We start from the raw sequence: 24,599 nt of genomic DNA, 5'->3' as shown, positions 1-24,599 counted from the left end.
GCCCCGATGACGATGACCGCTCAGGCCAGGATGCTTGCCGCCGCGCGCCCGGTCATCGCAGGCAGGGTCAGCCGCATCCTCGGACTCAGCCTGGAGGTGACAGGCCTGCAGAGTGCCCATGCCGTGACCCTGTCGGGTTCGGCGGTCCCGGTGGGAACGCTGCTGAGCATCGGCGCCGCCAGCATTCCCGCAGAGGTCGTCGCCGCAGAGGGCCCCGTGCTGCGCTGCATGCCGCTGGCCCCACTCGAGGGTGTCGCGGTGGGCGATGAGGTTCAGCGTGCGGCCGGACCGGCACTTGTCCCGGTCGGCGCAGGGCTGATCGGCCGCGTCCTCGACGGGCTGGGCCGACCCATCGACGGCAGAGGCCCGTTGGGCTCGCACGATCTGGTCCCGCTGGAGCAGGCACCTCCCACCCCGATGAGCCGCCGCCGGATCACCGAGCAGCTGCAGCTGGGCATCAGGTCCATCGATGCCCTGGCCTCTGTGGGCCGCGGCCAGCGGATGGGACTCTTCGCCGGATCCGGGGTGGGCAAGTCTTCGCTGCTCTCCATGGTCGCCCGCGGCACCGAGGCTGCGGTCAATGTGATCGTGCTGGTCGGCGAACGCGGCCGTGAGGTCCGTGAATTCCTCGAAGATGACCTGGGGGCTGCTGGTCTCGCCCGTTCGGTGGTGGTGGTCGCGACCTCCGACGAGCCCGCCCAGATGCGTCTGCGGGCGGCGTTCACCGGCACCAGGATCGCGGAGCATTTCCGCGCCCAGGGTCAAGACGTGCTGATGATGATGGACTCACTGACCCGGGTGGCGATGGCCCAGCGCGAGATCGGACTCTCTGCCGGTGAACCCCCTGCCACGCGCGGATACCCGCCCTCCACGTTCTCGCTGCTGGCCAGGCTCCTGGAACGCGCCGGCACCGACGATGCCGGAACCATCACCGGGATCTACACCGTGCTGGTCGACGGCGACGATCACAACGAACCGGTCGCCGACGCGGCTCGGTCGATCCTTGACGGTCACGTGGTCCTTGACCGCGCCCTCGCTGCCGCAGGGCACTACCCGCCGATCGACGTCCTGGGCTCCATCTCCCGCGTCGCCGGGCGCGTCATCACGCCGGAGCAGGCGGCCACCGCTACCTCGCTGCGTCGCGTCCTGGCGGCGCGGCGTGCGGCACAGGACCTCCTGGACGTGGGGGCCTATCAGCGCGGGGCCAATCCCGCAGTGGACGCCGCCGTGGACCATCAGGACGCCATCGATGGGTTCCTGCGACAGGGACTGGAGCAGTCCATCCCGCTGGCCGTCACCTGGGACCACCTCCGTACGCTTGTTCGACGCTGGGAAGGCACCTCGTGAGCCGTGGATTTGGACTGGCCGGGCTGAAGCGACTGCGTGACCTCAGGGAGGCCGGCGCGGCAGGGAAGCTGGCAGTGGCCAACGCAGACCTCTCCCGCGGACGACGACGGGCCCAGCAGGTCTCAGAGACGGCCGCGGCCTCCCAGGAGGACGTGGCCACCGGGGCGGATCTGCTCGCCATGACCGCGGCGCGCGCCTCGAACCGCAGCATGCTCACCGAGGTCCAGGCTCATCTTGCCTCCCTGCAGGCCACAGCCGATCAGGCCGAGGCGGAGCACCACGAGGCGCGGCGCGACGCCGTGATCGTGGAGAAGCTGGAGCAGCGCCACGCGATGGCGGCGGTTCGGGCGGAGCTCAGTGCAGAACAGGCCCGATTGGATGAGGCCGCCCAGCGCGGGCACCAGGGAAGAAGGCGGGCATGAGCTTCACCGACGTCATCGGCAGAGTCGGGCAGATCGAGAGCAGGATCGCCCAGGTCTCCGGTGCCCAGCGCCAGACCAGCACGGCGTCCGCTGCCGCGGCGTCTGCCTCCCAGAGCGGAGCCCTGCAGAGTGTCCTGGCAGATCAGACCAGCACCGGCGGTACCGACTTCAGCGCCGTGATGCGCAGCCTCACGGGAACCTCCACCGGATCCGGCGCAGGTTCGGGCGCGGCTTCGGCATCGGGCGCGGCGGGCTCCGCGGGTGCATCTGCCTCAGCCGGCGCCTCCGGCTCCTCCTCGGCGAACGGTGCCGCTGCTGCCTCGACGTCGCGGACCGAGGGATCTGCGAGGTCTGCGCCGGGGTCTGGCTCGGGCTCTGGTTCCCGGTCTGGTGGAGTGGACGGCGGCGACGTCGTCGCGCAGGCGAAGAAGTATCTGGGGATTCCCTATGTGTGGGGTGGCACTGATCCCGATGTGGGCCTGGACTGCTCCGGTCTCGTGCAGCTGGTGTTCAAGGACCTCGGCGTGAAGGTGCCGCGCGTGACCTACGACCAGCTGAAGACGGGCACCGAGATTCCGACACTGGCAGAGGCCCGACCAGGGGACCTGATCGTCACCCGCAACGGGGATCACATCGGGATCTATGCGGGAGACAACAAGATCCTGCACGCCCCCCGACCTGGAAAGAACGTGGAGATCCGGGAGATGTTCGAGGGTGACGCCGACATCCTCACCATCCGACGAGTCGTGGACGCGCCGGGGAGCTCCTCCGCGAGCCGAAGCGACGGCGAGATCGCCGCTGCCCAGCGCTCACAGTTCGAGGCCTCGCAGAGCAGCAGGTCGGGAGCGAACTCATGACCGGACCGATGAATCTGATCTCCGCACCTGCACGGGAACTCACGCCCGCCGCACGCCGGTCCGGCTCGGAGGCCGGTCGATCCTCGGTCGAGGCGGCACCACTGCACGCCTTCGCGCAGGTGCTCGATACGGTCCGACAGGACCCTCAGCATCTGCAGCCCCCGACCGGCAGCGCAGACACCGGTGCCGAAGCAGGTTCGGAGACCTCCGTCCCGAACGAGGCGACCGTTCCGCGCCCGACCGGCCTCCCGGGCTTCTCCGCAGCAGCTTGGAGCGCAGGCGCCGAGGTCGCCAGCCCGACGGCGCAACAGACAAGCTCCGCCGCTGCGGTCATCGACCTGGACCTCGTCCGAGGGGTGGCCGCCAGTTCCGAATCGCCGATCACCGAGATGTCCGGCGCCGAGGTGACTGAAACTGCCGGGCCGGAGACCACAGGCACCGACGAGGTCGACACGGGCGCGAAGCAGGTCACCCGCCATCCCGTCATGCCCGACCAGCCAGACACCACCTCCCAGCCAGACACCACCGCCCAGCCAGGCGACCCCGCCCGACCAGGCGGTGAGGTGCCGGCACCCGGCCCGGGGCAGAACCTCGGGTCGAATGATCAGGTGGTGCCGGATCAGACGCCTGCGGCACCCCCAGCGGTGGACACCACTGGGGCCGACGTCTCAGCGGAGCAGCTCGCGGACCAGAAGATGCAACCCGTCTCCGCGGCTCATCAAGCCGTGTTCCTCGCTGCCCCGCAATCGGCTGAGAACTCCCCGATCGCGGCGAACACTCGGCTTCACCACGGTGCTGCGGCTTCGACCTCGGCGACCCAGGTTCCACTTCAGCAGACCCAGGAGAGGGCTGCGGTCCAGGCCCCGGCGCCCACCGGCGACGTGGAGGGCAGTGCGGCGGGTTCAGTGCTCTCGCCGACCCTGCATCCTTTGGATGTCATCACGTCAACTGATCAGACTCCTGGCGCAGGGCTGACAGCCGGAGTCACTGGTGAGGCGCCACTCGCTCCGGCAGCCGGCACCACGACTCCTGCTCCGCCTCTGGCGTCGGTGTCCACGGGACAGTCCGGAGGTGTCCAACCGACAGCGTCTCCGACACCTGCGGCGGCAGCGCAGCCACCCGTGCCCGCTGCGCCGCCGCTGCAGGCGCAGCTCACAGGTCCGATCGCCCAGCTGGCGACCGGTCCGGCGGGGGAGAAGGTGCTGACGGTGAACATCGCCCCGGAGAACCTCGGTCCGATCACGGTGCGCGCCAATTTCAGCGCAGACGCGATGCGGATCGAACTGTTCGCACCCCAGGACACTGGCCGCGAGGCGCTGCGCGGGATGCTCACCGAGCTGCGTCGCGATCTCGCCGGGCTCGGTCTGGGGTCAAGCCAGGTCAGTCTCGGGGAGGGTGAGCCGCCGTCGTCCTCCCCGGGCCAGCCACGTGGGGACGCGCAGTTCGGTGAACGGTCACGGGACCCCGCTGCGGGTCAGCAGCCGCCCGAGGACTCGGGGGCGCGAGACCAGCAGCGTGACTCGATCGCCGAGCAGCTCCCAGACCAGTCCGCCGGGGGAGCGGCGGTCTCTCGGCTGGTGGGTTCCGCACTGCTGCCCGAAGCACCGCGCGCAGCGGGGCTTGACCTGCTGGCCTGAACCGCCCCCCCCCCGAATCCCCGCCCATGTCCCACTGTCATTGCCCTCAGGAGAGAAGATGCCGATCACGCCCATAGACGCCGCTCAACAGAGCCGCTCGGCCCCGATCGAGGCCGAGTCGATCGACGCCGCCCGCCGCGCCGGCACTGATCCGAGCCAGGCGCCGCGTGAGCTCAAGCAGACCATGGACGGGGAGGTCTTCCTGAAGCTGCTGGTCACCCAGCTGACGAATCAGGATCCCAGCTCGCCCATGGACACCAACGACATGATCGCGCAGACCACGCAGCTGGCCTCCATGGAGCAGCTCTCCGCGCTGGCCCAGTCACAGCAGAGCGCGCTCGGAGTGGGGCAGCGCACGGCGGCCGCTGCGCTCATCGGGCAGATCGTGACCACGGCCCCGACTCCCGCTGATCCCGCGGTCACCGGCGTCGTCACCTCGGTGACCTTCGGTGACGGCGAGCCCCATCTGCTCATCGACGGCACCGCCCACCCGTACTCCAGCATCGCCGCCGTGGCCGCCGCGGGGGCGAAGGACTGACCGACCACCAGCTGACCAGCTCTACTGACGCTCCAACTCGCATGCTTCAACCCCACGCTCCAGCTCCCAATGAAAGGCACGCACATGCTTCGCTCACTGAACTCAGGAATCTCGGGTCTGCGCTCGCACCAGACCATGTTGGACACCACCGGCAACAACATCGCCAATGTGAACACGTCTGGCTTCAAGAGCCAGAGCACGCAGTTCCAGGACACGCTCTCGCAGATGACTCAGGGCGCCCGAGGTGCCGCCGAGGAGATGGGCGGTGGCAACCCGGCGCAGGTCGGTCTCGGCGTGCAGGTCGCCGGCACCGCGACCAACTTCACCCAGGGCTCGGCCCAGTCCACCGGCCGCGCCACCGACATGATGATCTCCGGTGACGGTTTCTTCGTGCTGCGCAAGGGTGGCCAGGAGATCCTCTCCCGTGCGGGGACCTTTGACTTCGATGCGCAGGGCCGCCTGGTCAGCCCCGATGGTGGGATCGTGCAGGGCCGCATGGCCGCGAACGGTCAGCTCCCGGCGGGAGGTGCACTTCAGGACATCGTGCTCCCGGTGGGCCTGACGGCCCCCGGCACGCAGACGACCAGTGCCGCCGTGGACGGAAACCTTCCCAGTGAGGCCGCCGTGGGCACCACGAAGACTCTGGACCGGGAGATCTTCAACGCCGACGGCTCCAGCGACACGCTGCAGCTGAGCTTCACCCGCACCGGAACCGGCTGGAACGTCGCCGGGCCCGGGGTCCCGCCAGGTACAGCGCTGACACAGAACGCCGATGGCACCCTCGACGGCGGGAACGTCAACGTCGGTGGCGTGGACGTGGACCTCACCGGACTGACCGGGTACGCGGGCCTGGACACTGCTTCCATCGGTGAGCAGAACGGCACGGCTGCCGGAGTCCTGCAGTCCTACACCCTGGGTGCCGACGGCACGCTGACCGGTCGCTTCAGCAACGGCGCCCAGCAGCCGATCGCGCAGATCATGCTCGGCCAGGTGGGCAATCCCGCCGGACTCGAGAAGCTGGGCAGCTCGGGCTACACCGTGACCGCCAACTCCGGAGCCCTGGACTTCATGGCGCCGGGAGCCGCAGGAGTCGGCACGCTCGCCGGGGGGATGCTGGAGATGTCCAATGTGGACCTCTCGCAGGAGTTCACCAACCTGATCGTGGCCCAGCGCGGCTTCCAGGCCAACGCGCGCATCATCACCACCAGCGACGAGGTGCTGCAGGAGCTGACCAACCTCAAGCGCTGAGTCTTGGGAAGACCCGCGCTCACTCCTAGCTGACTCAAGGGCAAGCCCTGGTCCGAACTGAGGTTCGGACCAGGGCTTCGCTAGGTGCTGGCATGTGCAGCGGCGATTCCTCAGTCTTCAAGCGTTCCGATCTCAAACTCGGCGAGCTGGTCTTCGGGGCCCGTTTGACCGCCATGCTGTCCTTCGAAGGCCGCGGACGCATCGGTGCCGCACAGCCCTTCGATACGTTCTGGTCCCCCAGGGTGGTCTTCGATCCAGTCGCTGAGGTCATAGACGGTCCCGCTCATGACCGCCCAGCATGATTCCGCGGAGTCGTTCTCCTCCACCTGGTCCATGGTGAAAGCCTCCGCATCCCCGGCTTCCTCAGGTGGGGTCTCCTGAGTCGCGGCGTCCCCTGTTCCGGTGTCTGCGTCCTCGGTCTGCGCCTCCGTCTCGCCGCCGCTGGCTCCCGGGGAGTCTTCGCCTTGATTGTCGTCGGCGCCGCATGCGGAGAGCAGAAGCACCCCGATGGCCGCGACGGGGAACAGCAGGGTGCGCTTCCAATGCGCGGCTTGTATCGCGGTGGTCATGCGGATGCTCCTTCAGGGTGAGGGTGACGGTGCCTTGAGGCTCTGCATGAATCGCGACGGCGCGAGGAGAACGCCCATGCGGTGAGCCAGGTAGAGAGGACGCTCAGCACCAATGCCCCGCTGAGATGGAAGACCAGCGTGGCAGCGCTGCCCCACCACGCCTGCAAGAAGGTGAATCCGCACATCGATACTGCCAGGGCCGCCGGTACTGCTCCTGTTCTGCTCGACCAGGCGAGGAGAACCAAAGTCGCGGCGAGTAGACCAGAGGTGACGTGGATCCCGATCGCTCCGAAGCCGTGGACATCTAGTCCGCGAAAGTCTTGGACGACGAGCCCCGCTGAAGCAAAGAGCACCGAGAGGGCACCCAGGTTCATCACACAGAAGATCCGCGCCACGAGAATGAATCCAGAGGTAGAAGGCATGCAGGGTGTACGGACCAGGTCCTCGCTCCGTTCAACGTTGTCTCAGAGCAGCGGTCGAAAAAGGACAGTCCGGCAGAGCCGATGCGAAGGCACGGAGATCGTGAATGGTTTCCATCCCACTCGGGACGCCGCACGCACGGCCAGGCCCGGGCCCTCTTGGTCGACCTAGAGATGAGTATGGCCCCACAGAACCCTGACGGTTCTGCGGGGCCATACTCACGTGCTCAAGATGCTCCAGCAATCCGAGGTGCCACCGTTCAGGCGCGTGCCTCATCCTGCCGAAGCGGGTCTCGGGCTCAGGACTCGCTGGGGTTGCGGCGCATGAAGTACGCGCCCGCACCGATGGCTCCGAGGGCGAGCGCTCCGCCGCCGGCTGCCATGGCCATCCCGGAGCCTTCGGAGGCGCCGCCCGCGACGCCGGTGTCGGCACCGCCCTCAGGCATGCCTTCCATCTGCGATCCGGTCAGGGTGCCGCAGGCCGCGGGCAGGGTCGCTGCCAGGGGCAGGGAGTCGTCCAGCTCGGACTGAGCGTTGGCTGCTTCCTCGCTCAGGACGGTGGGGTCGACGCCGTGGACGACGACGACGCCGGTGCCGTCAACCATGGAGGCCACCACGTCATCGGGCAGTTCCAGGCTGCGCTCGTAGGTGTAGCTGCTGCCACCGGGGAATCGTTCCACAGCCAGGGCCGAATCGGCAGAGGTGTCACCTTCGATGGTCAGCGAGGATCCGATGCCGCCGTAGAAGGGTGCGCCTTCTTCGACGTTGACGGCGCCGTCGCCGTTCTGATCAGCATCGGCTGGCGGGCAGATGCCCTGGGAGCCGAAGTGGATGTGCTGGGCGTGGGGGAAGGGTCCGTCCATGAAGGTCTCGGCCGCGCCGTCGACGGTCATGTAGACGGTGGCCTGGTTGCCCTGGCCCTCGATGAGGACGTCACCGACGGTGCCGGAGTTGTTCAGCGGGTCCAGGTTGGCCTGGAAGGACCAGGACTGGCTGGAGTCGGAGGTGGCGGCGCCGTCGGTCTCTCCACCGTGACTGGAGTGGGCCATGGCCGGGGCTGCGGTCATGAGCATGGCGCCGAGGGCCAGGGTCGGAACAGCAAGAAGCTTGGACTTACGCATTGAGGTACTCCTCATCTCAGGGGGTGTAGACGCACTCAGGGGCCCCTGGGTGCGACCTGAACAGCGTAACCCACATTGCACATTAAAAAAGTAGGAAAAACGGTGAACGTTTCGACCTCTTAGCGAGTAGCAGTACCCCATGCGATGAGCTGTGGCGGCTATTTCCCCGATTACTCACGAGTAGTTCCATTTGCCTCGACCAGCTCGAAGACGACGACTCGCTGACCACGGAAGCCCGTTGACGTCGGGTTATTCCTCCAGAGCGGCATAGACAACGTAATTGTCTTCGTATTCGCCGGTTTCTTCGTTGTACCCGTCACAAGTGATCAACCGCAGCTCGGCCTGATCCGTATTGCCGTATACCTCGAGAGTCGGAAAATCATTCTTTCCGTATTGCTCGGCTTTCGTGACGATGAAGGCTGCGGTGCTGCCGTCTTCACGGTCCACGGTGATCTCATCGCCTTCGACGAGATCAGGCAGGTCGGCGAACACGCCTGGTTCGCCAATGGAGTCGTCCACATGCCCAAGAAGCACCGAAGGACCAGATTCTCCTGGGGTGGGGGAGCCGGTGTACCAGCTGGCCGGGGACCCCGGCGCTCCCGGGGGAACATCGAGGGTGTTGTTTTCGCGGAGCCCCAGGTGCAGCAATTCTGAGCCAGCATCGATAGCGGGAATCGCGAACGAGATTGGCGCCGAGGCCTCCATGGAGGCGGGTTCCGGTTCCTCGGTCTGCTCAGTGTCAGAAGGCGTGGGCTGGGCGTCCGCTGAGTCCGATGGTGGGCTGGATTCCGCGGAGGGTGAGGCGTCCTCAGCGGAGGATGTGCTGGGCGAGGGTGGGTCGTCCGTGGAGGCATCCGTGCAGCCGGTCACGAGGAGCAGCAGCGCTGCTGCAATCCCGAGACCGCGGTGTACTCCTGCGCCGCGTGGGGCGGTGCGGGTGATCGTCTGGTGTAACACGGCGTGATCGGCGTGCTGGTGCATGGGGGAGACTCTTTTCACTAGCTCGGTCTGGAAAAGCGTACAGGCAGGCCTTCTCGACACGGGCGCCCCGGGCCGCGTGCTTCATCAACCATTCGGTTAGTAAGACGCCGAGGCATTTCATGGATTCACAGAGGAAATCGGGTGGTTGGTCCTGCAATCCGAACAGTAGACGACAGTGACTGAGCGCCATGTGGAAATCGCCGCGGAGCTCAGGGTTGGCGACACTGTGGGTCTTGATCCCCTTAGAATCGCGGAGCCGTGCACAGTGGGCCTGGCGCAAGTTGAGATGGCCTCACCTTCGTCGCACTGCCCGTGGGACCTTGGATCGCCACGAGAGCCTTTAGGGCAGATTCAAGATTCACTTGCGTGTACTGCCCTCTCCGGTCACCAGTGAGTGCCGTAGGTATGGCTTAATTGCCTGGCTTGTTCATCCGAAAGCCACTGCGCGGGCAATCCGAAGAGCTCGCGATAGATTCGGCAGGACTCTTCGATCTCGATGGCCCGGTCTATCGCCTGATCGAAGGTCTCGCCCGAGACGATGAGTCCATGGTTGGCAAGCAGTGCGCCATGGAACGCACCTGTTACGTCGAGTATGCGTTCCCCAAGATCTACTGACCCTGGCGGAGCATAAGGAACATGAGGCACCCGTCCGACTCGCATGACCAAATATGGGGTTACTGCAGGCAGAGCCGAATGGCTGGTGTGCGGTACCAGACATGAGGCTGCAGTCGCTTGGGGCGAGTGCAGATGCAGCACCGCTCTAGCGGCTGGGTCCTTCTGGTACATCGCTGCGTGCAGAGGCAGCTCTTTAGATGCTTTGGCCCCCCCAATTTGCTCTCCTGCAGGGGAAATGACCGATAACTGATCGGCATCTAGCCCCCCGAGCTGGACACCTGTAGGGGACATGTACAAGCTCCCATTGTCTTTGATGGAGAGGTTTCCCGAAGAGCCGGGACTTAATCCTAGGTCGACGACTCGTCGGCCTGCTGCGACAAGAGCATCTCTGAGCTCTGCGGTGCTCATACTTTCTCGCTCCATGCTCGAGTGAAGAGGTCTTCTGTCCCGAAGTTTCCGGATTTCAGGACTAATGCCAGGCCGTCATTTTCCGGGTTGGGGGCCTGGACCCACGCCACGCCGGGCGCCAACTGAGGTCCAACGCTCATCGCGGTAATGCCGAGGGCATCGACAACGGCCCCGGAGGTCTCCCCTCCAGCGATGAGGAGCCCCGTGACTGATTCTTCTCGGTTGAGTTTCACTGCCAGTGAGGAAAGGCAGTGTTCGATGAGCTCTGCGTCGTTACTTGAAACAAGGTCGTCCGGGGTGGCGGTTGCATAAACCACCGTCAGTGTGTCCGGATCTCCGTTGAGGATGTTGTGGAGAATATCGGTAATTGCGGCGGATGTGTTGCGACGTAAGAGCGTGGTGTCGATCTTGATACCTCGCCCGGTTCCGAGCGCGTGTCGGATCTGCGCTTGGGTGGTTCTTGACGCACTTCCGCAAAGGACCACTCGTCTGCCACTGTGCGGTGTGACTTCAACGGCGCCTGAGTCGTGCGGCCCCGAGAGTCCTTGGGCGAGGCCAGATCCGCCGGTAATCAAGGGCATGTCCCCACAGGCCTGAGCAAGGGTTTTGAGGTTTGTTTCGTTGACGGAGTCGGCGACGAGGTAGCGAGTACCCGCGTCGAGAGCTGCGCGGACCCGTGCTTTGACGGCTTCGGTTCCACGCATGATCGTGTCGAGATCGAGCAATTCGATCGCCGAGTCTTCCCTTACTTGGGGCGCGAGTAGGCGTGCGATGTTGGAATCTCGCATTGGTGTCAGTGGGTGTTCACGCAGGGAACTTTCGTGAAGGGGTTTCTCGTAGACGAAGAGGTTCCCTTGGTAGACCGTTCTACCTGTGGCAGGGAAGGCGGGGGCAACGATGGTCAGCCGCGCATTTAAGGCGTCGAGGAGGTGGTCGGCAACTGGTCCGATGTTGCCGGCGGGTGTCGAGTCGAAGGTGGAGCAGTATTTGAAGTAGAACTGGTCACACCCCTTGGATTGAAGCCAATGAAGGGCGCGAAGAGACCGATCGACCGCATCCTGGACTGATGAAGTGCGTGTCTTGAGAGCCACAACAATCGCATCTGCAGTTGATGGGTCTTGTTCCCTTGTGGGCTGCACGAGCCCGGCTTCGGGAACGACAACGGTAGCGAACCCCGCATTGGTCAATGCGATCGCGAGGTCGGTCGCCCCAGTGAGGTCATCGGCGATGGCGCCTAGTTGCATGGTGTTGCCTCTCATACGACTCCGGTGAGAACCATGAGGTTCAGTACGAGGAAACCGGTGACGCCGGAAATGAGCGAAGCGACACCGATGGATCGAATACCTTGGCCCACGGTCATGTTGGACAAGGTGGTCGTGACCCAGAAGCCCGAGCTATTGGCGTGTTTCATGATCTGAGCTCCGGTGGCACAGGAGAGGTACACCACGATGGGGGCAAGTCCGAGGGTGTCCATGAGTGGTTCCATGATGGCTGCTGCTGTCATGACACCGAGAATGTTGGACCCGGTGATTGTGCAGACTGCGGCTGCAACGAGGAATGGGATCAACAAGGGTGCGATGCCGATCGACTGAATCCCGGTGGCGACGTTTTCCGCCACACCGGTCTCGCGGATGAGCAAAGCCAGCGCGCCACCGACGCCGGTCAGTGCCAGAGGGAGGGCGGCGACTCTTAGACCGCCTTCGAACATGTCGTTCAGGGTCTCTTTGTCTTTCCAGCGGCGGCCAAACATAGGCAGGACCAAGAGGCAACCGAGGAACAAGGCCACCACGGGGGCTCCGATGAACGTGAGTACTTCATAGGCAACGCTGCCTTCTGGGAGCAAAGGAGAAACGAAAGCGGAGATCGTGATCAGCGCGATGGGTGCTAGGACAGGAGCCAGGGCAGAGGCCAGGGAGATTCTATTGGTGTCGATTTTCGTGGTGCCGCTGTGGGCCTGCGGAAGTGCGCTTTCGAGATCGCCGGCTTCGTTGACGAACTCTGGCTTCGGATTCACATGGGTCTTGGTGGTCAGTAGATACAGCGTCGCGGCGATAATTCCGGGAACTCCGACTGCCAGACCGTAGAGGATGGCCTCTCCGATACCTACTCCGAGAAGGGAAGCGGATGCCAGGGGTCCTGGTCCTGGTGGCACTACGGAGGTCATCACGTATGCCCCTATGTAGAGGATGGGGCCCAGTTTCATCATGGAGATGCCAGTTTGTGCTGCGACCATCGAGACCACGGGGATCAGCATGATGACTGCAGAGTCGGCGATCAGCGGGATACCGATCAGGGATGACGCTAGGGCGATGGCCCAGGGCACGCGTTTTTCTGAGAAGAGCTTCAGGGCGGTTTCAGTGATCTTTAGAGCTGCCCCGCTGAGTTCAAGCAGCTTCCCCAGCACGCAGCCCAGGATGACGAGAAGTCCCACGCTGGCCATCGTGTTGCCGAAGCCCTCGTTGACTAAGGCGACAGTCTCCGCGCCACCCATTCCCAGGGCAAGACCGAGAGCAACCACGACAATGAACAGAGTTGCGACCGGGTGAACCTTCAGTCGTGCGATGAGCAAGACAAGGGCTATTACGGCTGCGAGAAATACGGACAGCACATAGACATCGGACATGGAGAATCCTTCGGAAGTGGCGAGAGTAAAAAGGTGTGACCTTCGAGGGACTCCGGTAGGAGTGCCCCGGGGTCCGATTAGAAGTCGACGCTCGTGATGAGTGCGCCCTTCTTGACGTCTCGTGTCAGAGTGTTGTGAGCTGCAGCGTAGAGCGGGGCAGCGGCAGATTCAGGATGCTCCGCGGTGTTGAGTAGAACGGGAAGCACCCCCTCCACCTCGTGGTGGTGGCCTCCCATATGGAGGACGGTGCCGCTGGGGAGGTCAGTTTCTGCCCTCCCGGCCAAAAGGACATTACTGGTAGGCATGCGATCGGACACAGCGCGACCCTGCGAAGCGGCGAAGATCGTTTCGACGGTTTCGATGCCCATCAGGTGATAGGGGAGATAGAGGCATGCAAATCGACCACTACGGCTCACCACGTGGCCCTTACCGCGGAGGATCTCCCAAGTTCCTGAATCGTGGGTTCGCACTACGACGAACACTCCTCCGGCAAAGCTGGCTTCGCCATCGACCCGGAGGGCGCTGAAGACGTCGACTATTCCGTGGGCGTTCAAGATTCCACCCTCAAGGCGCGTGGAGTAAATATCAGCGAGTTCCTGAATACGGGCAATGGGGTAGTGCATGGACTCGGTATCGGCGCTCGTTCCGGTCCACGACGCGACCACAGCCATTTCGCAGTAGTCGGCTGCTGCTTTTCGCGGCAGCGTGGTCGCTAGTTCGGCACGCCGGTTGAGCGTTTCCTGGACGTTGGATCCAAGGTCCAGAAGCTCTGCCATCTCCGGTGCGGGGATCTCTCGGTCCAGATAGCTCAGGGTCGCCTTCGAGGTGCTGTAGATGAGGTCATATTCTCCGGACTTGCCCAACGCGACAACTTCAAGGCCCCAACCAGTGACTCGTTCGTACCACTCGATGAGATTCGCAGGCTGGTCCCCGTGGGCGGGGGTGTACACGACACCGAGGGATCGGGCCTGTTCTGCTAGCTCCACGCCACTGACAGACTCCACCTCTTTGCTGACCATCACCACGTGGCGTTGATGGGCTAAAGCTTCACGGGCGACCTGGGTTCCAGCTGTAGGGTTACCTGTTGCTTCTACAAGGACTTCATACTGGGCGTTGATGAGCATCTCGAGGTCAGGCACGATCGCGATGGTCTCGTCGGGGATGGACTCGAGGTCTTCAGACGGGGTGCATATCTGCAGCTGGTGCTCGGAGTAGCCCAATTCGCGGCACAGAGCGAAGACCTTGTCGGTGTCGCGGTCGCACAGGACCGCTGGTTCGACGTGCTTCGATAGAGCGCTTTGAGCCAGCAGCGTGCGAGCGTAGCCCCCGGCGGCGCCGGTGAGAGCGAAACGAACCTTCGGGTGGGAATTCACCTGGGACCAACCTTTACTCAGTGATATGTGTGGCTTGCGTCTCAGAACCTCTAGAATATGACCATAAAGGAACGCCAGCGTCAAATATACGCTCAAATATTCACACGCCGTATCCTGTAAAAGACTAGAGGAGGACTATTGATCCCTGATCAGAGGCGGGAAGCACTTCTGAGTGCATTGAGGGACTCGGGTGTGCTGAGCGTGAAGGAGCTGTGCAGTCTCCTGAAGGTTTCGCACATGACGGTGCGGCGAGATATCTCAGCGCTGGAGTCGGAGGGGGAGGTCCACTCAGTTCCAGGGGGAGTCCGAATCTCCCGATCGATCCGGATCGAGCCGACTTACCAAGATAAGTCCACGGCCCATCTTGCCGCGAAGCGGGCCATGGCGGCTCACGCGGCCACCATGATCCGCAGCGGACAGACCGTTTTCCTCGATGCTGGCACCACCGTGGGGCACGTGGTACAGCACCTGGAGGGAAAGAAAGATCTCACGCTCGTCACGAACGACCTCACCACGGCGGTGCGACTCAGTGATATTTCCGGACTTGACGTGTTCCAGATCGGAGGTCATGTCGATGTTCGGAACCGATCCACTGTGGGCCTATTTGCGGCCGGCATGTTGGGTCACTTCAATTTCGATCTGGCATTGATGTCGACAAGCTCATGGGACTCCGCGAGTGGGGTGACCACGCCGTCTGAGGCAAAGGTCGGGGTGAAGCAAGCGGCGATGTCGAACTCTGCCATGAATGTTCTTGTGTCCGGGTCGGAGAAGTATGGGCTAATCGGAACGTTTAACGTGGCGCCTCTCGACCTGTTCGACCAAGTCATCACCGATTCCAGTATGCCGAGTGAGGAGTTGGCGCAACTAAGCGAGGCAGGCGTCAAGATTCACGTAACGGAGACCTAGGGCAAGGTTGGAAGCGCTGCTACGCCGACACGTTTGTCTCGCTAATCAGTAGTTTTCTGAGACACCTCGTGCCAACGGTTCGACGTGGTTCTCGGAGCCTAGCGGCGTTCGATTCTGCAAGGGCTATCAGGTTGCGACTTGGCCGTGCCGGTGAGAAGTCGATCGTTCAAGACTGTGGATACTCATCTCGTGGTCTGATGTGTTCAATCAGGGGGGGGTTATACCGTGGTGCCGTGGGCAGACTTACGGAGATGTGGGAGTGGCTGACCCAGGTGTCTGCCTTCCTAGGAGCCATGTTCCTGGTCTGCGTCCTGGTTCTCATTGTCTTCGGCGGGCGGCGGAGATAAGAGGAACCACAACGGGGGAAGGGTGAAGCCTTCTCGACTGTCAGTGACCTGTCTGATGGAGAGCCCCGCCAGGAATGAAAAGTTCAAGATACTGCCCAGTAGGTCTCGAGAAGTGTGCAACAGCTCGCTAGGCTCAGCTCATGCTTATGGGGTTTAAAGATTTCCTTATGAAGGGCAACGTCGTTGATCTCGCGGTCGCGGTGGTTCTGGGGGCCGCTTTCGGGGCAGTCGTGAACGCGATGGTCGAGAACGTGCTGATGCCGTTTATCTCTGGCCTGATCGGGTTCCCAGACTTTGACAGTTTCGCGGTCGTGAACTACAACGGGAACCTTCTTCAGTTTGGTGTGCTCCTCACCCAAGTGGTGAACTTCCTGCTCATTGCTGCCGCGATCTACTTCGTCATTATCTTCCCCATGAACAAGATGATCGAGGCTCGTATCCGCAAGTTCGGCGGGCCAGTCGAAGAAGAGGACCCCCACGTCGTGGTGTTGAAGCAGATCCTTGACCAACTCCGGGTGCAGACCGAAGTGGTCAACCCGGCTGCCTTCGCCGCCGCAGTCGAAGCGGAACGTCTAGCCGAATCAGAAACGCTCGCGAGGATCGAGGACTTGGAGGAGAAGAACAAGACCTTCCTCGGCAAAGCCAAGAACTTCGTGTGGGGTAAGGAAGGCTAGAAGAACAGGCCACGTCTGGAGCTTCGGGAGTAGCGCGATCGGCTCATGGATCTTTCGGAAGCCGAGTCTCTCGTTCTGCTTCTTCTATCGCTTTAGGATGCGTTTGTGAAAAAGCCCCAGGTACTCAGAGCTGCCGGCTCTGCCCTTGCCGCGCTGATGTTGTTCAGCCTGGCTACCCCAGCCTCTGCAGTGACCGAGACCCAGTGGGGCCAGTGGGGCCCATTCGAAGGTGAGGCCCGGGCCTACACCACGACAGTAGAAACCAACGCGATTGGTTTCCCCTCCGCGGATGTTGCTACTGATTCGCGGTCAGGCAGCGGCACTGGAGTCATCAGTGGGGCGAGCACGTGGCTAGGTGCGGGCACTCCAGTCGGGGAGGTGTACGGCTCCAGCCGAGGTCAGCAATATCTGAACCTGCGTCCAAACGCCGATAACGCAACAGCGCCCTCCACGACCACGTACTCCTTCGATTACCCGACCCCCGCGAATGGGTGGGCGTTTGTGCTGGGGGACATCGATGCTGATGAAGTCACGATCAACGCCGTCACAGCCGACGGGGAAGCAGCGGGGGCCGATCAGTTGGGTTTCCAGGGTGGTTTCAACTACTGCGTTCCCGAAGCCGCTGGCCCCTGTAGTTCCCAGGGTTCCGCGACGGACGCCCCTTCCTGGGACCCCGCCACCAGGACCCTGACAGGCAACGAAGCAGCCGCCGATACCTCCGGCGCCGCCGCCTGGTTTCAACCCACCGCACAGCTTGAGTCACTGACTTTCACCTTCACTCGACGCGCCGGGTTCCCGGTCTATCAAACCTGGGTGACGAGTTTGTCTCGATCTGTGACTGGGAGCGTTGTGCTGGAAGACGACAGCCCGGTTCCCGGTGCAACGGTGAATCTCACCAACGACAGCGGCCAGGAACTGAGCTCGACACAGACTGCCGAGGACGGGACCTATTCATTCCCTGAAGTGGTGGCCTCCGATGGGTTCACGGTGTCTGTGGAAGTGCCGGCTGGGTTGGCTCAGGCAGGAACCGATTCATTCCCGGTAGACCTGACCGAGGATGACGCGCAAGTGCGCGATTTTGTCCTTGGTGTACCCGACGAGACTGCCGCGATAGAAGGGGCCGTGGTCTCCGATGACGTTGCCGTGGAAGAAATTGAGGTCCTTGCCCAGGGCCAGGGGGACGACATTGAGGTGCTGACCGATGAAGAGGGGGAGTACTCCTTCGAGGAACTTCCCTTAGGGGAGTGGACGGTCTCGGTCGAGGTCGATGAGGATCTCGTCGCAGTCGAGCCCGGGCAAGCCGAAGTGGTGCTCAGTGAGCCGGGACAACGAGTGAGGCTGGAGAATTTCGTGGCCTCGGCTGCTACCGTCGAGCCGGAGCCGAGTCCTGAACCAGAGCCGGAGCCGAGTCCTGAACCAGAGCCGGAGCCGAGTCCTGAACCAGAGCCGGAGCCGAGTCCTGAACCAGAGCCGGAGCCGAGTCCTGAACCAGAGCCGGAGCCGAGTCCTGAACCAGAGCCGGAGCCGAGTCCTGAACCAGAGCCGGAGCCGAGTCCTGAACCAGAGCCGGAGCCGAGTCCTGAACCAGAGCCGGAGCCGAGTCCTGAACCAGAGCCGGAGCCGAGTCCTGAACCAGAGCCGGAGCCGAGTCCTGAACCAGAGCCGGAGCCGAGTCCTGAACCAGAGCCGGAGCCGAGTCCTGAACCAGAGCCGGAGCCGAGTCCTGAACCAGAGCCGGAGCCGAGTCCTGAACCAGAGCCGGAGCCGAGTCCTGAACCAGAGCCGGAGCCGAGTCCTGAACCAGAGCCGGAGCCGAGTCCTGAACCAGAGCCGGAGCCGAGTCCTGAACCAGAGCCGGAGCCGAGTCCTGAACCTTCGTTAGATCCGGCCAAGATCCCTGCTCATGAACCCAGTTCTGCATCGAGCGCGGTTGGTGGGCTGGGAAGTGTCGCCTCGGAGGAAGATTCAGAGGCTGGGTCCGCTGAGAGTCCTGACTCATCAATCGGCCCTGAAACGGCGCAGGGGAGTCAAGACGCCAGCGCGTCGCCTCTTGCCCGCACGGGAAGCAGCGCCTTGGCGCCTGTGATCTTGGGGGTTGTCCTGATAAGCGTCGGTGTTTTGACTGTGACCTGGATCCGTCGCCAGTCGTCGTATTAGAGATGCCCGCGGTCGCTTGTGCCATCCCTGGTGGTCCGCTGTGGTCTCCGCAGAGGACGGTGGAACCGGCTTATCCAGATCACGAACATGCCGAATACAGCGATCGTGGTGGCAATCGCGACAACATAGGTGGTGACGGAGACGTACCCAGTGGCGGGGTCTAGGAATGGGTAGGGGACCCAGCCATCGGTAGCTCCTCGGATGAGGACCACGGCACACCAGGTCAGTGGGTATATCAGCATCAGCCACACCAGTTGCATGGGCAGTTGGTAACGGTCGTTGAAGAGAATCCAGTCGGCCAGTGCGTAAAGCGGGAAGACGATGTGGAGGACGGCGTTCGCCCATCCGAGATCCACACCGCCAGCGAGTCCATCGAGGAGAGTGTTGTACACGATTCCCACGATCAGCATGTAGGTCGTGGCAGCGGCACGGGCAGGGACTATCCATGATGGGCGGCGACTTCGCCTGGTGAGTTCTTGTGCTGCGGTGATCAGGAGTAATGCAGCTAAGAGGATGTTGCTCTGCATGGTGAAGAAGCCAAAGAAGTTGAACGGGTTGATCGCGCTCCGAGACGCCGTGTCAAAGAAAGTCGCAGTGACAGCGGCGAAGACCCCCATGGCTGCGAGGAACCGGATGGCGGTTCGAGCGATATGTCGTGCTCCTCGCTCTTCATGGTCGGGACTGTGGGGTCTAACTGGGTTCACGGGGGCCCTCGCTTGTTGGTGCGGCGCTTTCTGCCATCATCTCGTTCCGCGAGTCACTATTTCGAAGCACGGTCCGGGTCGAAGGGAAACTCAAGAGAGAGGGCGGTGTTTTCGACGAAGGCATGTGACGGTGTCACGGCTCTGGGTAGGCACGTTGAAGTTCCCTGTAGATCGTCGCGCGAGAGACGTCGAAGAGCTCGGCCAATTCGGTCTGTGTATGAGTCCCAGCCTTGTGAGTGGACAGGAGATGCTTGCGTTTCGAGGGGGATAGCTTGGGTTGCTTGCCGCGGAGCCGCCCTTTCGATTTGGCGATGGCCATTCCTTCTCGAGTTCGCGCTCGAATGAGGTCGGCTTCAAACTCGGCCACCATGCCGAGGACGTTGAAGAGCAGTCGACCCACTGCGTCGTTGGGGTCGTAGAGGCTGCCCCCTATGCTCAGCGTCACCCCTTTGGTGGTGAGTTCATCGGCGATGTTGCGCGCATCGGGGAGAGATCGTGCGAGGCGGTCGAGTTTTGTCACGACGAGGGTGTCTCCTGAGCGGACAGCGGCGAGAGCCTCTCGGAGCCCGGGTCGGGTTCGGTTGGTGCCGGTGAGTCCGTGATCGACATAGACCTGATCGGCGTCCACGCCGAGGGCGATGAGTCCTTCGCGTTGGGCGGTGAGGTCCTGCCCGGTAGTCGAAACCCGGGCGTATCCGATCTTCAGTTCAGTCACGGATCCCAGTGTTGCAGATAAGGGGCCTTCACCGGGCCTTTAATCGGGCGGGGTATACGTGCACCGTCAGCCCAGTATCTATATGAAGTGGTTTTGGGGTGCGGGAGTGCCCGGTGAACGACCGGCTTACGGGCACCCCGCAACGACGTTCCGGGTAGCGTTTAGCTCCATGATTGAGCTACCAGTTCCGCCTACGCTGTGCCAGCCGTCCGTTTCGGTGAGGACCTCTTACCTCATCGGCGAACAGGCCGACATGTTGCACCGGGATTCGGATACTTCGTGGTTGACCGCAGCCAGTCGCGACTTCGATGCCTTCGTAGCCAAAAGAGTAGGCGTCCGGGAGAGATGGGGCGTACCGTCAGAACTCTTTTGGTACACCTCAAACGAGTACTACATAGGATCTCTCGTCATTCGGCATGAGCTGAGTGAAGACGAAGGCGGCGGCCATATCGGATACCACGTTGTTTACCCGTGGCAACGGCAAGGCTACGCAACTCGAATGCTGCGGGAAGCACTGGGCCGGTGCGCAGCTCTCGATATCCGCCACGCATTACTTACTGTCGCGCCGGATAACGCCGCGTCGCTCACTGTTGTTGATCGGTGCGGGGGAGTCGCGGATGGAGTTAACGAGGAGGGTGAGCTTCGGTTCTGGATTGACACGCGTTTGCCGTCTCGTTCCAGCGCAGTGCATGCCGCGCGGTAAGGGACCGTTCCCGGTCTTCCTGCTGGTCCAGGAGCAGCATCATTTAGGCTGAAGCTATGAGAGCTAAAGCCGCTACATACGGATCTGTAGGTATGGCCCTGCTCATTTTCGGTCTTTCTGCGCTGCTTGGCGCAACTGGATCGATTCTTCTCGGCACGCTTGGCGTTCTCGGAGCCACAGCTGGCATCGCATTCTTCGTCGCAGGGGTTGTGTTGTACTTCCGTGATGCCGCCCGAGCCCCTTTGGTCCAGTCGAATCACCGCTGAATGAACGCGGATCTTTAGCGCCTACGCTCGATCGCGATGAGAAGTGCACTGTCAGGGTCCCTCATCAAGGGACTACTTGCGTCGTTGGTACGACATAGAGGCGATCACCATAGCCATACCCGCGACACTGATGATGATGACCATGAGCGCTGTTGAATCCATGGGGCAAGGTTAGTAGGTCAGGTGACCGCATAACCATCCCCTTGCGGGGCCCAGTTCAGTGCTGTGGCTGGCACACTGGCCGCATGGCCTTCGAACGGTTCCCCATCCGAAGACTCACCGAGAATCCGTCCAACACACTTGATCGGCAGAGTTGGCCGGCGACTTTGGCGCCTGTTGCGACGATCCTTGATCACGGACTGGATCTTGGCTTAGCTACGGTTCTGGTGGGTGAGAACGGGTCCGGTAAGTCGACCATCATCGAGGCAATCGCGTTAGCCTACGGGCTCTCTGCCGAGGGAGGCTCGACCGGAGCCCAGCACACCACGCGTTCTACAGAGTCGGTACTCGCGGATCACCTCCACGTGGTCCGCAACGCCGGCGCTACCCGACGCGGATACTTCCTCAGAGCCGAAACCATGCATAGCTTCTATACCTACCTCGAGTTGAACCCCAGCACGAGCCGGGCGGACGTTCCTTTTCACGAGATGTCGCACGGCGAATCGTTCCTCGAACTCGTGGGTGATCGATTTCGCGGTTCGGGTCTGTGGGTCCTCGATGAGCCAGAATCAGCACTGTCCTTCTCTGGTTGCCTGGCGTTGCTCAGCGTGTTGAAAGAACGCGTGGCGGCGGGGGATTCCCAGGTGATCCTTTCGACGCACTCACCGCTACTGGCTGCCTTGCCAAATGCTCAGATCCTCGAAGTGGGCAGTTGGGGTCTGCGTCCTCGACAGTGGGGGGATCTCGACCTGGTCACGAGCTGGCAAGCTTTCCTCGCTTCGCCCGAGCGCTACCTGAGACACCTCTAGCTGAATCACCGCCCCCGTGCCTCATCTGACAACCTCATCTGTACGCTGAGGGATCGGCTTGCGTGCACTTTGACGGCTTCCTGCCGTAGCTTTACTGACAGGTGTTCAGAAAGAGTAGAGTGTCCGCATGTCTGTGACCTCCAACACCCGAGTGGTTGATCCTCGGCCCGCGCGCACTCGTGCGGCCATCTATGCGGCCGTTCGACGGCTCGTGACTGTCGATGGCGCTGAGATCACAGTCAACGCGATCGCGACCGAGGCGGGAGTCAGTCGCACGTCTTTCTACGCCCAATTCGCGGACTTGGACGCCCTAGCGGTGTCGATGCTCGTCGATGCTTTTCGCGACATCGGGCACGAGGACATCACTGCTCGTCAAAACAACCGAGCCACTAGACGCGACCTCGCCCAAGCCTCCTCGCGGCGGTTGGTTCAGCACATCGCTGGGCGGCGACCATTTTACCGAGCATCACTCGACTGGAAACTCACATCACGAGTTCACGAAACAGTCATCGAGGCGTACGCAGACCAAGTTTTGGCCGTCATCGCTGTGGACCCACCTATTTTGCCGGCGGACCTCGATCCAGGTGATGCGGCTCGCTTCGTCGCAGGCGGTGTTCTCGCCGTCTTGACGACGTGGCTTCGCGACGAGGGACACGACTGGGGATCCGATCATCACGTACTCGCAGATCGTCTTGTATCGGCGATGCCGCCCTGGCTCACAGAGTCGAGCTGAGAATCACTTTTCGCCCACCAGGACGAGGACCACGCGCCAGCAGGTGCGTTCACCAAGGAAGATAAGGAGAACACCATGAGCAGGACCTATGTTGTCACCGGATCCGCCTCAGGAATCGGGAAAGCCACTACCAAACGACTCCGTGATCAAGGCCATGACGTCATCGGGGTCGATCTCCGCGACGCCGACGTCACCGCAGACCTCAGCACCCAAGAAGGCCGCACCGCCCTGGTCACACAGGTACAAGAACGCACCGGCGGAACCGTCGACGGAGTGATTGCCGTGGCGGGTCTAGTCGCCGCAAGCCCGGTGACGGTCGGGGTGAACTATTTCGGCGCTGTCGCGACTCTAGAAGGCCTTCGGCCGCTCTTGGAAAAGTCCGCCGCACCGCGGGCCGTCGTGGTGGCCTCACTTGCCGCTCTTGAAGAGACTGACGAGGGTCTACTGAGGCAACTACGCGCCAATGATGAGGCAGCGGCTTTGAAAGAGGCGACTCGCATCGGCACCGAGACCAACGCTGCCGGGAGCAGCCCGATCTACACGACCACGAAGCTGGCGATCTCGCAGTGGGTTCGTGAGCACGCGAAGACTGCAGAGTGGGCCGGTGCGGGAATCGCGCTCAACGCGATTGCTCCTGGTGTGATTGAGACTCCGATGACCCTTGCTGCGCTTGAAAGTGAGGAAGGTCGCGCGGCTCTGGATGAGGGGGCGCCGTCCCCGCTCAATGGTCCTGCTGCCCCGCCTGCTGCTCCTGCTGCGTTGCTTTCCTGGCTGGCGAGTGAGGAAAACACGCACGTCACCGGGCAAATAATTTTCATTGATGGCGGGGCAGAGAGCATCCGTCGTCCCGAGCTCGTCTAAACCGCTCTTGCTACTGAACAGCGGGAAGGGGGACTCCACCGCACCTGCTCAAGTGACCGATAGACCGTCCCTTTGCGGTCACCGCTGAACCAGACAAGACCCTCTGCTAACCGGCAAGGGGTGGAGTGAGGAGCGGACGCAACCACAGGCCCCATTACCGCCGGACGCATTAGCGGCCATCAGCTCGTGCCGCGCGACGGGTCTCCCGCCTTGTACCCGGTTCCTGTCTGTCTGGTTTTCGCTACCCCGGAGATCACTCGTAGGGTGAGGATTGTGTGCAGGGTTGTTCCTTCTCCTGCACATGGGTGTTAGAACGTGTATGAGGCCCCGTCGATCCACCTACCGGTCGGCGGGGCCTTGTTCGTGTCCGTCCCTCCTGAGACGATGATCCTTGCCGGCCTGGTGTCCCCCCCCCGGAAAGCCAGGCCGGTCCAACACCTTTTCGATCCGATGACCTATCGTAGGAGCCACGACCTGGTTCTTGTCCTTTCGCATCAGGTCCGTTCCTTGACAAGGGAACATCAATGAGCAGGAGCCCCGCCGATTCGCATCAGGTCGGCGGGGTTTCGTCATGTGGCCTGGAGCACCTATGATCGACCGGTCGGTGAGGTATGCCCCCTGCGTCCCACCGATGTCCCTACCTCATTGGGGATCTCTGAATAGGTGATGCCCCGTCAGTGTCCTAGCCACCGGCGGGGCATCATCGTCTCAGTCTCAGCATCGAGGCATAAGAGGAATGAGAACCGTGCGTACTTTGCTACTGACCGGCTTCGAGCCGTTCCTGAACTACTCGTCCAACCCGACCCAGCTCATCATTGAGGAACTAGAGGGACGAACCATCGGTGACTACACGGTGGCATCTCGTCTACTGCCGGTGGACTATGCCCACAGCGGGGAGCAGCTCGAGCAAGCGATCACTGCCTTGGACCCGGACGCAGTGATCTCGTTGGGGCTGGCGGCAGGTCGTCACAAGATCACCCCTGAGCGCATCGCCGTCAACGCCAACGACGGGCCGGTGGACAACACCGGATATACGCCTCACGGGGAGAAAATCGCCGAGGACGGCCCTGATGGTATTTTCAGTCGGCTGCCTCTCGCGGTGATGGTCGAGAGGCTCAACCGAGCTCAGTTGCCGGCCGAGATCTCCAACACCGCGGGGCTGTATCTCTGCAACCATGTGATGTACCGCGGTCTGGACAGCCTCAGACGCCGTGGGCGCAACGAGGCTCCTTGTGGATTCATCCATATTCCAGCCTCCTATGACCTGGCCATCAAGCACAGCCAGGTTCCCGGCTGGCGGCAGGAGGACCTCACAGAGGCGATTCGCCTGTGCATTGAGACCCTCTCTGATCCGCAGGCCGATCACCGCACCCCGGGTGGGACAGCGGTCGCCTGGTGACTCAGCAT

At 62.5% G+C, this 24,599-nt stretch carries 23 protein-coding genes; 14 read left to right on the top strand and 9 right to left on the bottom strand.

From position 1 onward, the window contains the following. Positions 1 to 12 precede the first annotated feature (12 nt). The 6 genes from H4W26_RS06080 (at position 13) to H4W26_RS06055 (ending at position 6,049) form a co-directional block, all read left to right on the top strand. On the top strand, positions 13 to 1,347 hold the full coding sequence (locus H4W26_RS06080) for a FliI/YscN family ATPase (RefSeq protein ID WP_192592046.1): 1,335 nt from the start codon (positions 13 to 15) through the stop codon (positions 1,345 to 1,347). Further along, positions 1,344 to 1,769 carry a flagellar FliJ family protein gene (locus H4W26_RS06075; protein WP_192591208.1) on the top strand — a complete coding sequence of 142 codons (426 nt, stop codon included), beginning with the start codon at positions 1,344 to 1,346 and terminating at the stop codon, positions 1,767 to 1,769. Before H4W26_RS06080 ends, H4W26_RS06075 begins: the two co-directional genes overlap by 4 nt. Then, positions 1,766 to 2,626 carry a C40 family peptidase gene (locus H4W26_RS14010; protein ID WP_192591207.1) on the top strand — a complete coding sequence of 287 codons (861 nt, stop codon included), beginning with the start codon at positions 1,766 to 1,768 and terminating at the stop codon, positions 2,624 to 2,626. The genes H4W26_RS06075 and H4W26_RS14010 overlap by 4 nt, the downstream gene beginning before the upstream one ends. Then, positions 2,623 to 4,263, top strand: coding sequence for a flagellar hook-length control protein FliK (locus tag H4W26_RS06065; protein ID WP_192591206.1), 1,641 nt, complete (start codon positions 2,623 to 2,625; stop codon positions 4,261 to 4,263). Before H4W26_RS14010 ends, H4W26_RS06065 begins: the two co-directional genes overlap by 4 nt. A 58-nt stretch (positions 4,264 to 4,321) precedes the next feature. Next, positions 4,322 to 4,801, top strand: coding sequence for a flagellar hook assembly protein FlgD (locus H4W26_RS06060; protein ID WP_192591205.1), 480 nt, complete (start codon positions 4,322 to 4,324; stop codon positions 4,799 to 4,801). Between the two features lie 84 nt (positions 4,802 to 4,885). Continuing rightward, positions 4,886 to 6,049, top strand: a complete 1,164-nt coding sequence (locus H4W26_RS06055) for a flagellar hook protein FlgE (RefSeq protein ID WP_192591204.1) — start codon at positions 4,886 to 4,888, stop codon at positions 6,047 to 6,049. Positions 6,050 to 6,159: 110 nt separating this feature from the next. Here the strand turns inward: H4W26_RS06055 and H4W26_RS06050 are convergent, their stop codons facing one another. From H4W26_RS06050 to H4W26_RS06020, 7 genes are all read right to left on the bottom strand, one after another. Next, a complete protein-coding gene (locus H4W26_RS06050; RefSeq protein WP_192591203.1) occupies positions 6,160 to 6,618 on the bottom strand; it encodes a cytochrome b5 domain-containing protein in 459 nt (152 codons plus the stop codon). A 718-nt stretch (positions 6,619 to 7,336) separates the two neighbouring features. Then, positions 7,337 to 8,158, bottom strand: coding sequence for a hypothetical protein (locus H4W26_RS06045; RefSeq protein WP_192591202.1), 822 nt, complete (start codon positions 8,156 to 8,158; stop codon positions 7,337 to 7,339). Positions 8,159 to 8,407: 249 nt separating this feature from the next. Continuing rightward, positions 8,408 to 8,863, bottom strand: coding sequence for a class F sortase (locus tag H4W26_RS13720; RefSeq protein WP_225939614.1), 456 nt, complete (start codon positions 8,861 to 8,863; stop codon positions 8,408 to 8,410). 660 nt (positions 8,864 to 9,523) lie between these two features. Beyond that, positions 9,524 to 10,162, bottom strand: coding sequence for a class II aldolase/adducin family protein (locus H4W26_RS14135; RefSeq protein ID WP_192591200.1), 639 nt, complete (start codon positions 10,160 to 10,162; stop codon positions 9,524 to 9,526). Further along, positions 10,159 to 11,406: a 3-oxo-tetronate kinase gene (otnK, locus tag H4W26_RS06030; RefSeq protein ID WP_192591199.1), complete on the bottom strand. Its 1,248-nt coding sequence runs from the start codon at positions 11,404 to 11,406 to the stop codon at positions 10,159 to 10,161. The genes H4W26_RS14135 and otnK overlap by 4 nt, the downstream gene beginning before the upstream one ends. An 11-nt stretch (positions 11,407 to 11,417) precedes the next feature. Next, positions 11,418 to 12,785 carry a GntP family permease gene (locus H4W26_RS06025; RefSeq protein ID WP_192591198.1) on the bottom strand — a complete coding sequence of 456 codons (1,368 nt, stop codon included), beginning with the start codon at positions 12,783 to 12,785 and terminating at the stop codon, positions 11,418 to 11,420. 77 nt (positions 12,786 to 12,862) lie between these two features. Continuing rightward, positions 12,863 to 14,158, bottom strand: a complete 1,296-nt coding sequence (locus H4W26_RS06020; RefSeq protein WP_192591197.1) for a homoserine dehydrogenase — start codon at positions 14,156 to 14,158, stop codon at positions 12,863 to 12,865. A gap of 138 nt (positions 14,159 to 14,296) precedes the next feature. On the opposite strand from H4W26_RS06020, the gene H4W26_RS06015 reads away from it, so the two are divergent. The 3 genes from H4W26_RS06015 to H4W26_RS06005 all read left to right on the top strand — a co-directional run bounded on the left by H4W26_RS06015 (position 14,297) and on the right by H4W26_RS06005 (position 18,242). Further along, positions 14,297 to 15,064: a DeoR/GlpR family DNA-binding transcription regulator gene (locus H4W26_RS06015; RefSeq protein WP_225939613.1), complete on the top strand. Its 768-nt coding sequence runs from the start codon at positions 14,297 to 14,299 to the stop codon at positions 15,062 to 15,064. Positions 15,065 to 15,551: 487 nt separating this feature from the next. Then, positions 15,552 to 16,085, top strand: coding sequence for a large conductance mechanosensitive channel protein MscL (gene mscL / locus H4W26_RS06010; RefSeq protein WP_192591195.1), 534 nt, complete (start codon positions 15,552 to 15,554; stop codon positions 16,083 to 16,085). Positions 16,086 to 16,919: 834 nt separating this feature from the next. Continuing rightward, a complete protein-coding gene (locus H4W26_RS06005) occupies positions 16,920 to 18,242 on the top strand; it encodes a carboxypeptidase-like regulatory domain-containing protein (RefSeq protein WP_192591194.1) in 1,323 nt (440 codons plus the stop codon). On the opposite strand, the gene H4W26_RS06000 is transcribed toward H4W26_RS06005, so the two are convergent. Beyond that, complete coding sequence (locus H4W26_RS06000; RefSeq protein ID WP_192591193.1) at positions 18,239 to 18,859, bottom strand: Pr6Pr family membrane protein; 621 nt, start codon at positions 18,857 to 18,859, stop codon at positions 18,239 to 18,241. The genes H4W26_RS06005 and H4W26_RS06000 overlap by 4 nt on opposite strands. Before the next feature lie 220 nt (positions 18,860 to 19,079). After that, a complete protein-coding gene (locus H4W26_RS05995; protein ID WP_318779785.1) occupies positions 19,080 to 19,661 on the bottom strand; it encodes a recombinase family protein in 582 nt (193 codons plus the stop codon). A gap of 82 nt (positions 19,662 to 19,743) precedes the next feature. On the opposite strand from H4W26_RS05995, the gene H4W26_RS14130 reads away from it, so the two are divergent. From H4W26_RS14130 to H4W26_RS05970, 5 genes are all read left to right on the top strand, one after another. Further along, positions 19,744 to 20,364 (top strand): GNAT family N-acetyltransferase, encoded by a 621-nt coding sequence (locus H4W26_RS14130; protein WP_404821823.1) that lies wholly within the window; start codon positions 19,744 to 19,746, stop codon positions 20,362 to 20,364. A 511-nt stretch (positions 20,365 to 20,875) separates the two neighbouring features. Continuing rightward, positions 20,876 to 21,598: an AAA family ATPase gene (locus tag H4W26_RS05985; RefSeq protein ID WP_192591191.1), complete on the top strand. Its 723-nt coding sequence runs from the start codon at positions 20,876 to 20,878 to the stop codon at positions 21,596 to 21,598. Positions 21,599 to 21,725: 127 nt separating this feature from the next. Next, positions 21,726 to 22,331: a TetR/AcrR family transcriptional regulator gene (locus tag H4W26_RS05980; RefSeq protein WP_192591190.1), complete on the top strand. Its 606-nt coding sequence runs from the start codon at positions 21,726 to 21,728 to the stop codon at positions 22,329 to 22,331. Positions 22,332 to 22,406: 75 nt separating this feature from the next. Then, complete coding sequence (locus H4W26_RS05975; RefSeq protein WP_192591189.1) at positions 22,407 to 23,192, top strand: SDR family oxidoreductase; 786 nt, start codon at positions 22,407 to 22,409, stop codon at positions 23,190 to 23,192. 745 nt (positions 23,193 to 23,937) lie between these two features. Next, on the top strand, positions 23,938 to 24,591 hold the full coding sequence (locus H4W26_RS05970) for a pyroglutamyl-peptidase I (RefSeq protein WP_192591188.1): 654 nt from the start codon (positions 23,938 to 23,940) through the stop codon (positions 24,589 to 24,591). Positions 24,592 to 24,599: the final 8 nt, after the last annotated feature.

Source organism: Nesterenkonia halotolerans, from assembly GCF_014874065.1.
Classification (GTDB): Bacteria; Actinomycetota; Actinomycetes; order Actinomycetales; family Micrococcaceae; genus Nesterenkonia; species Nesterenkonia halotolerans.
Note: the sequence above shows the minus strand (reverse complement) of the source record. Positions and strands in the feature narration are given on the sequence as shown.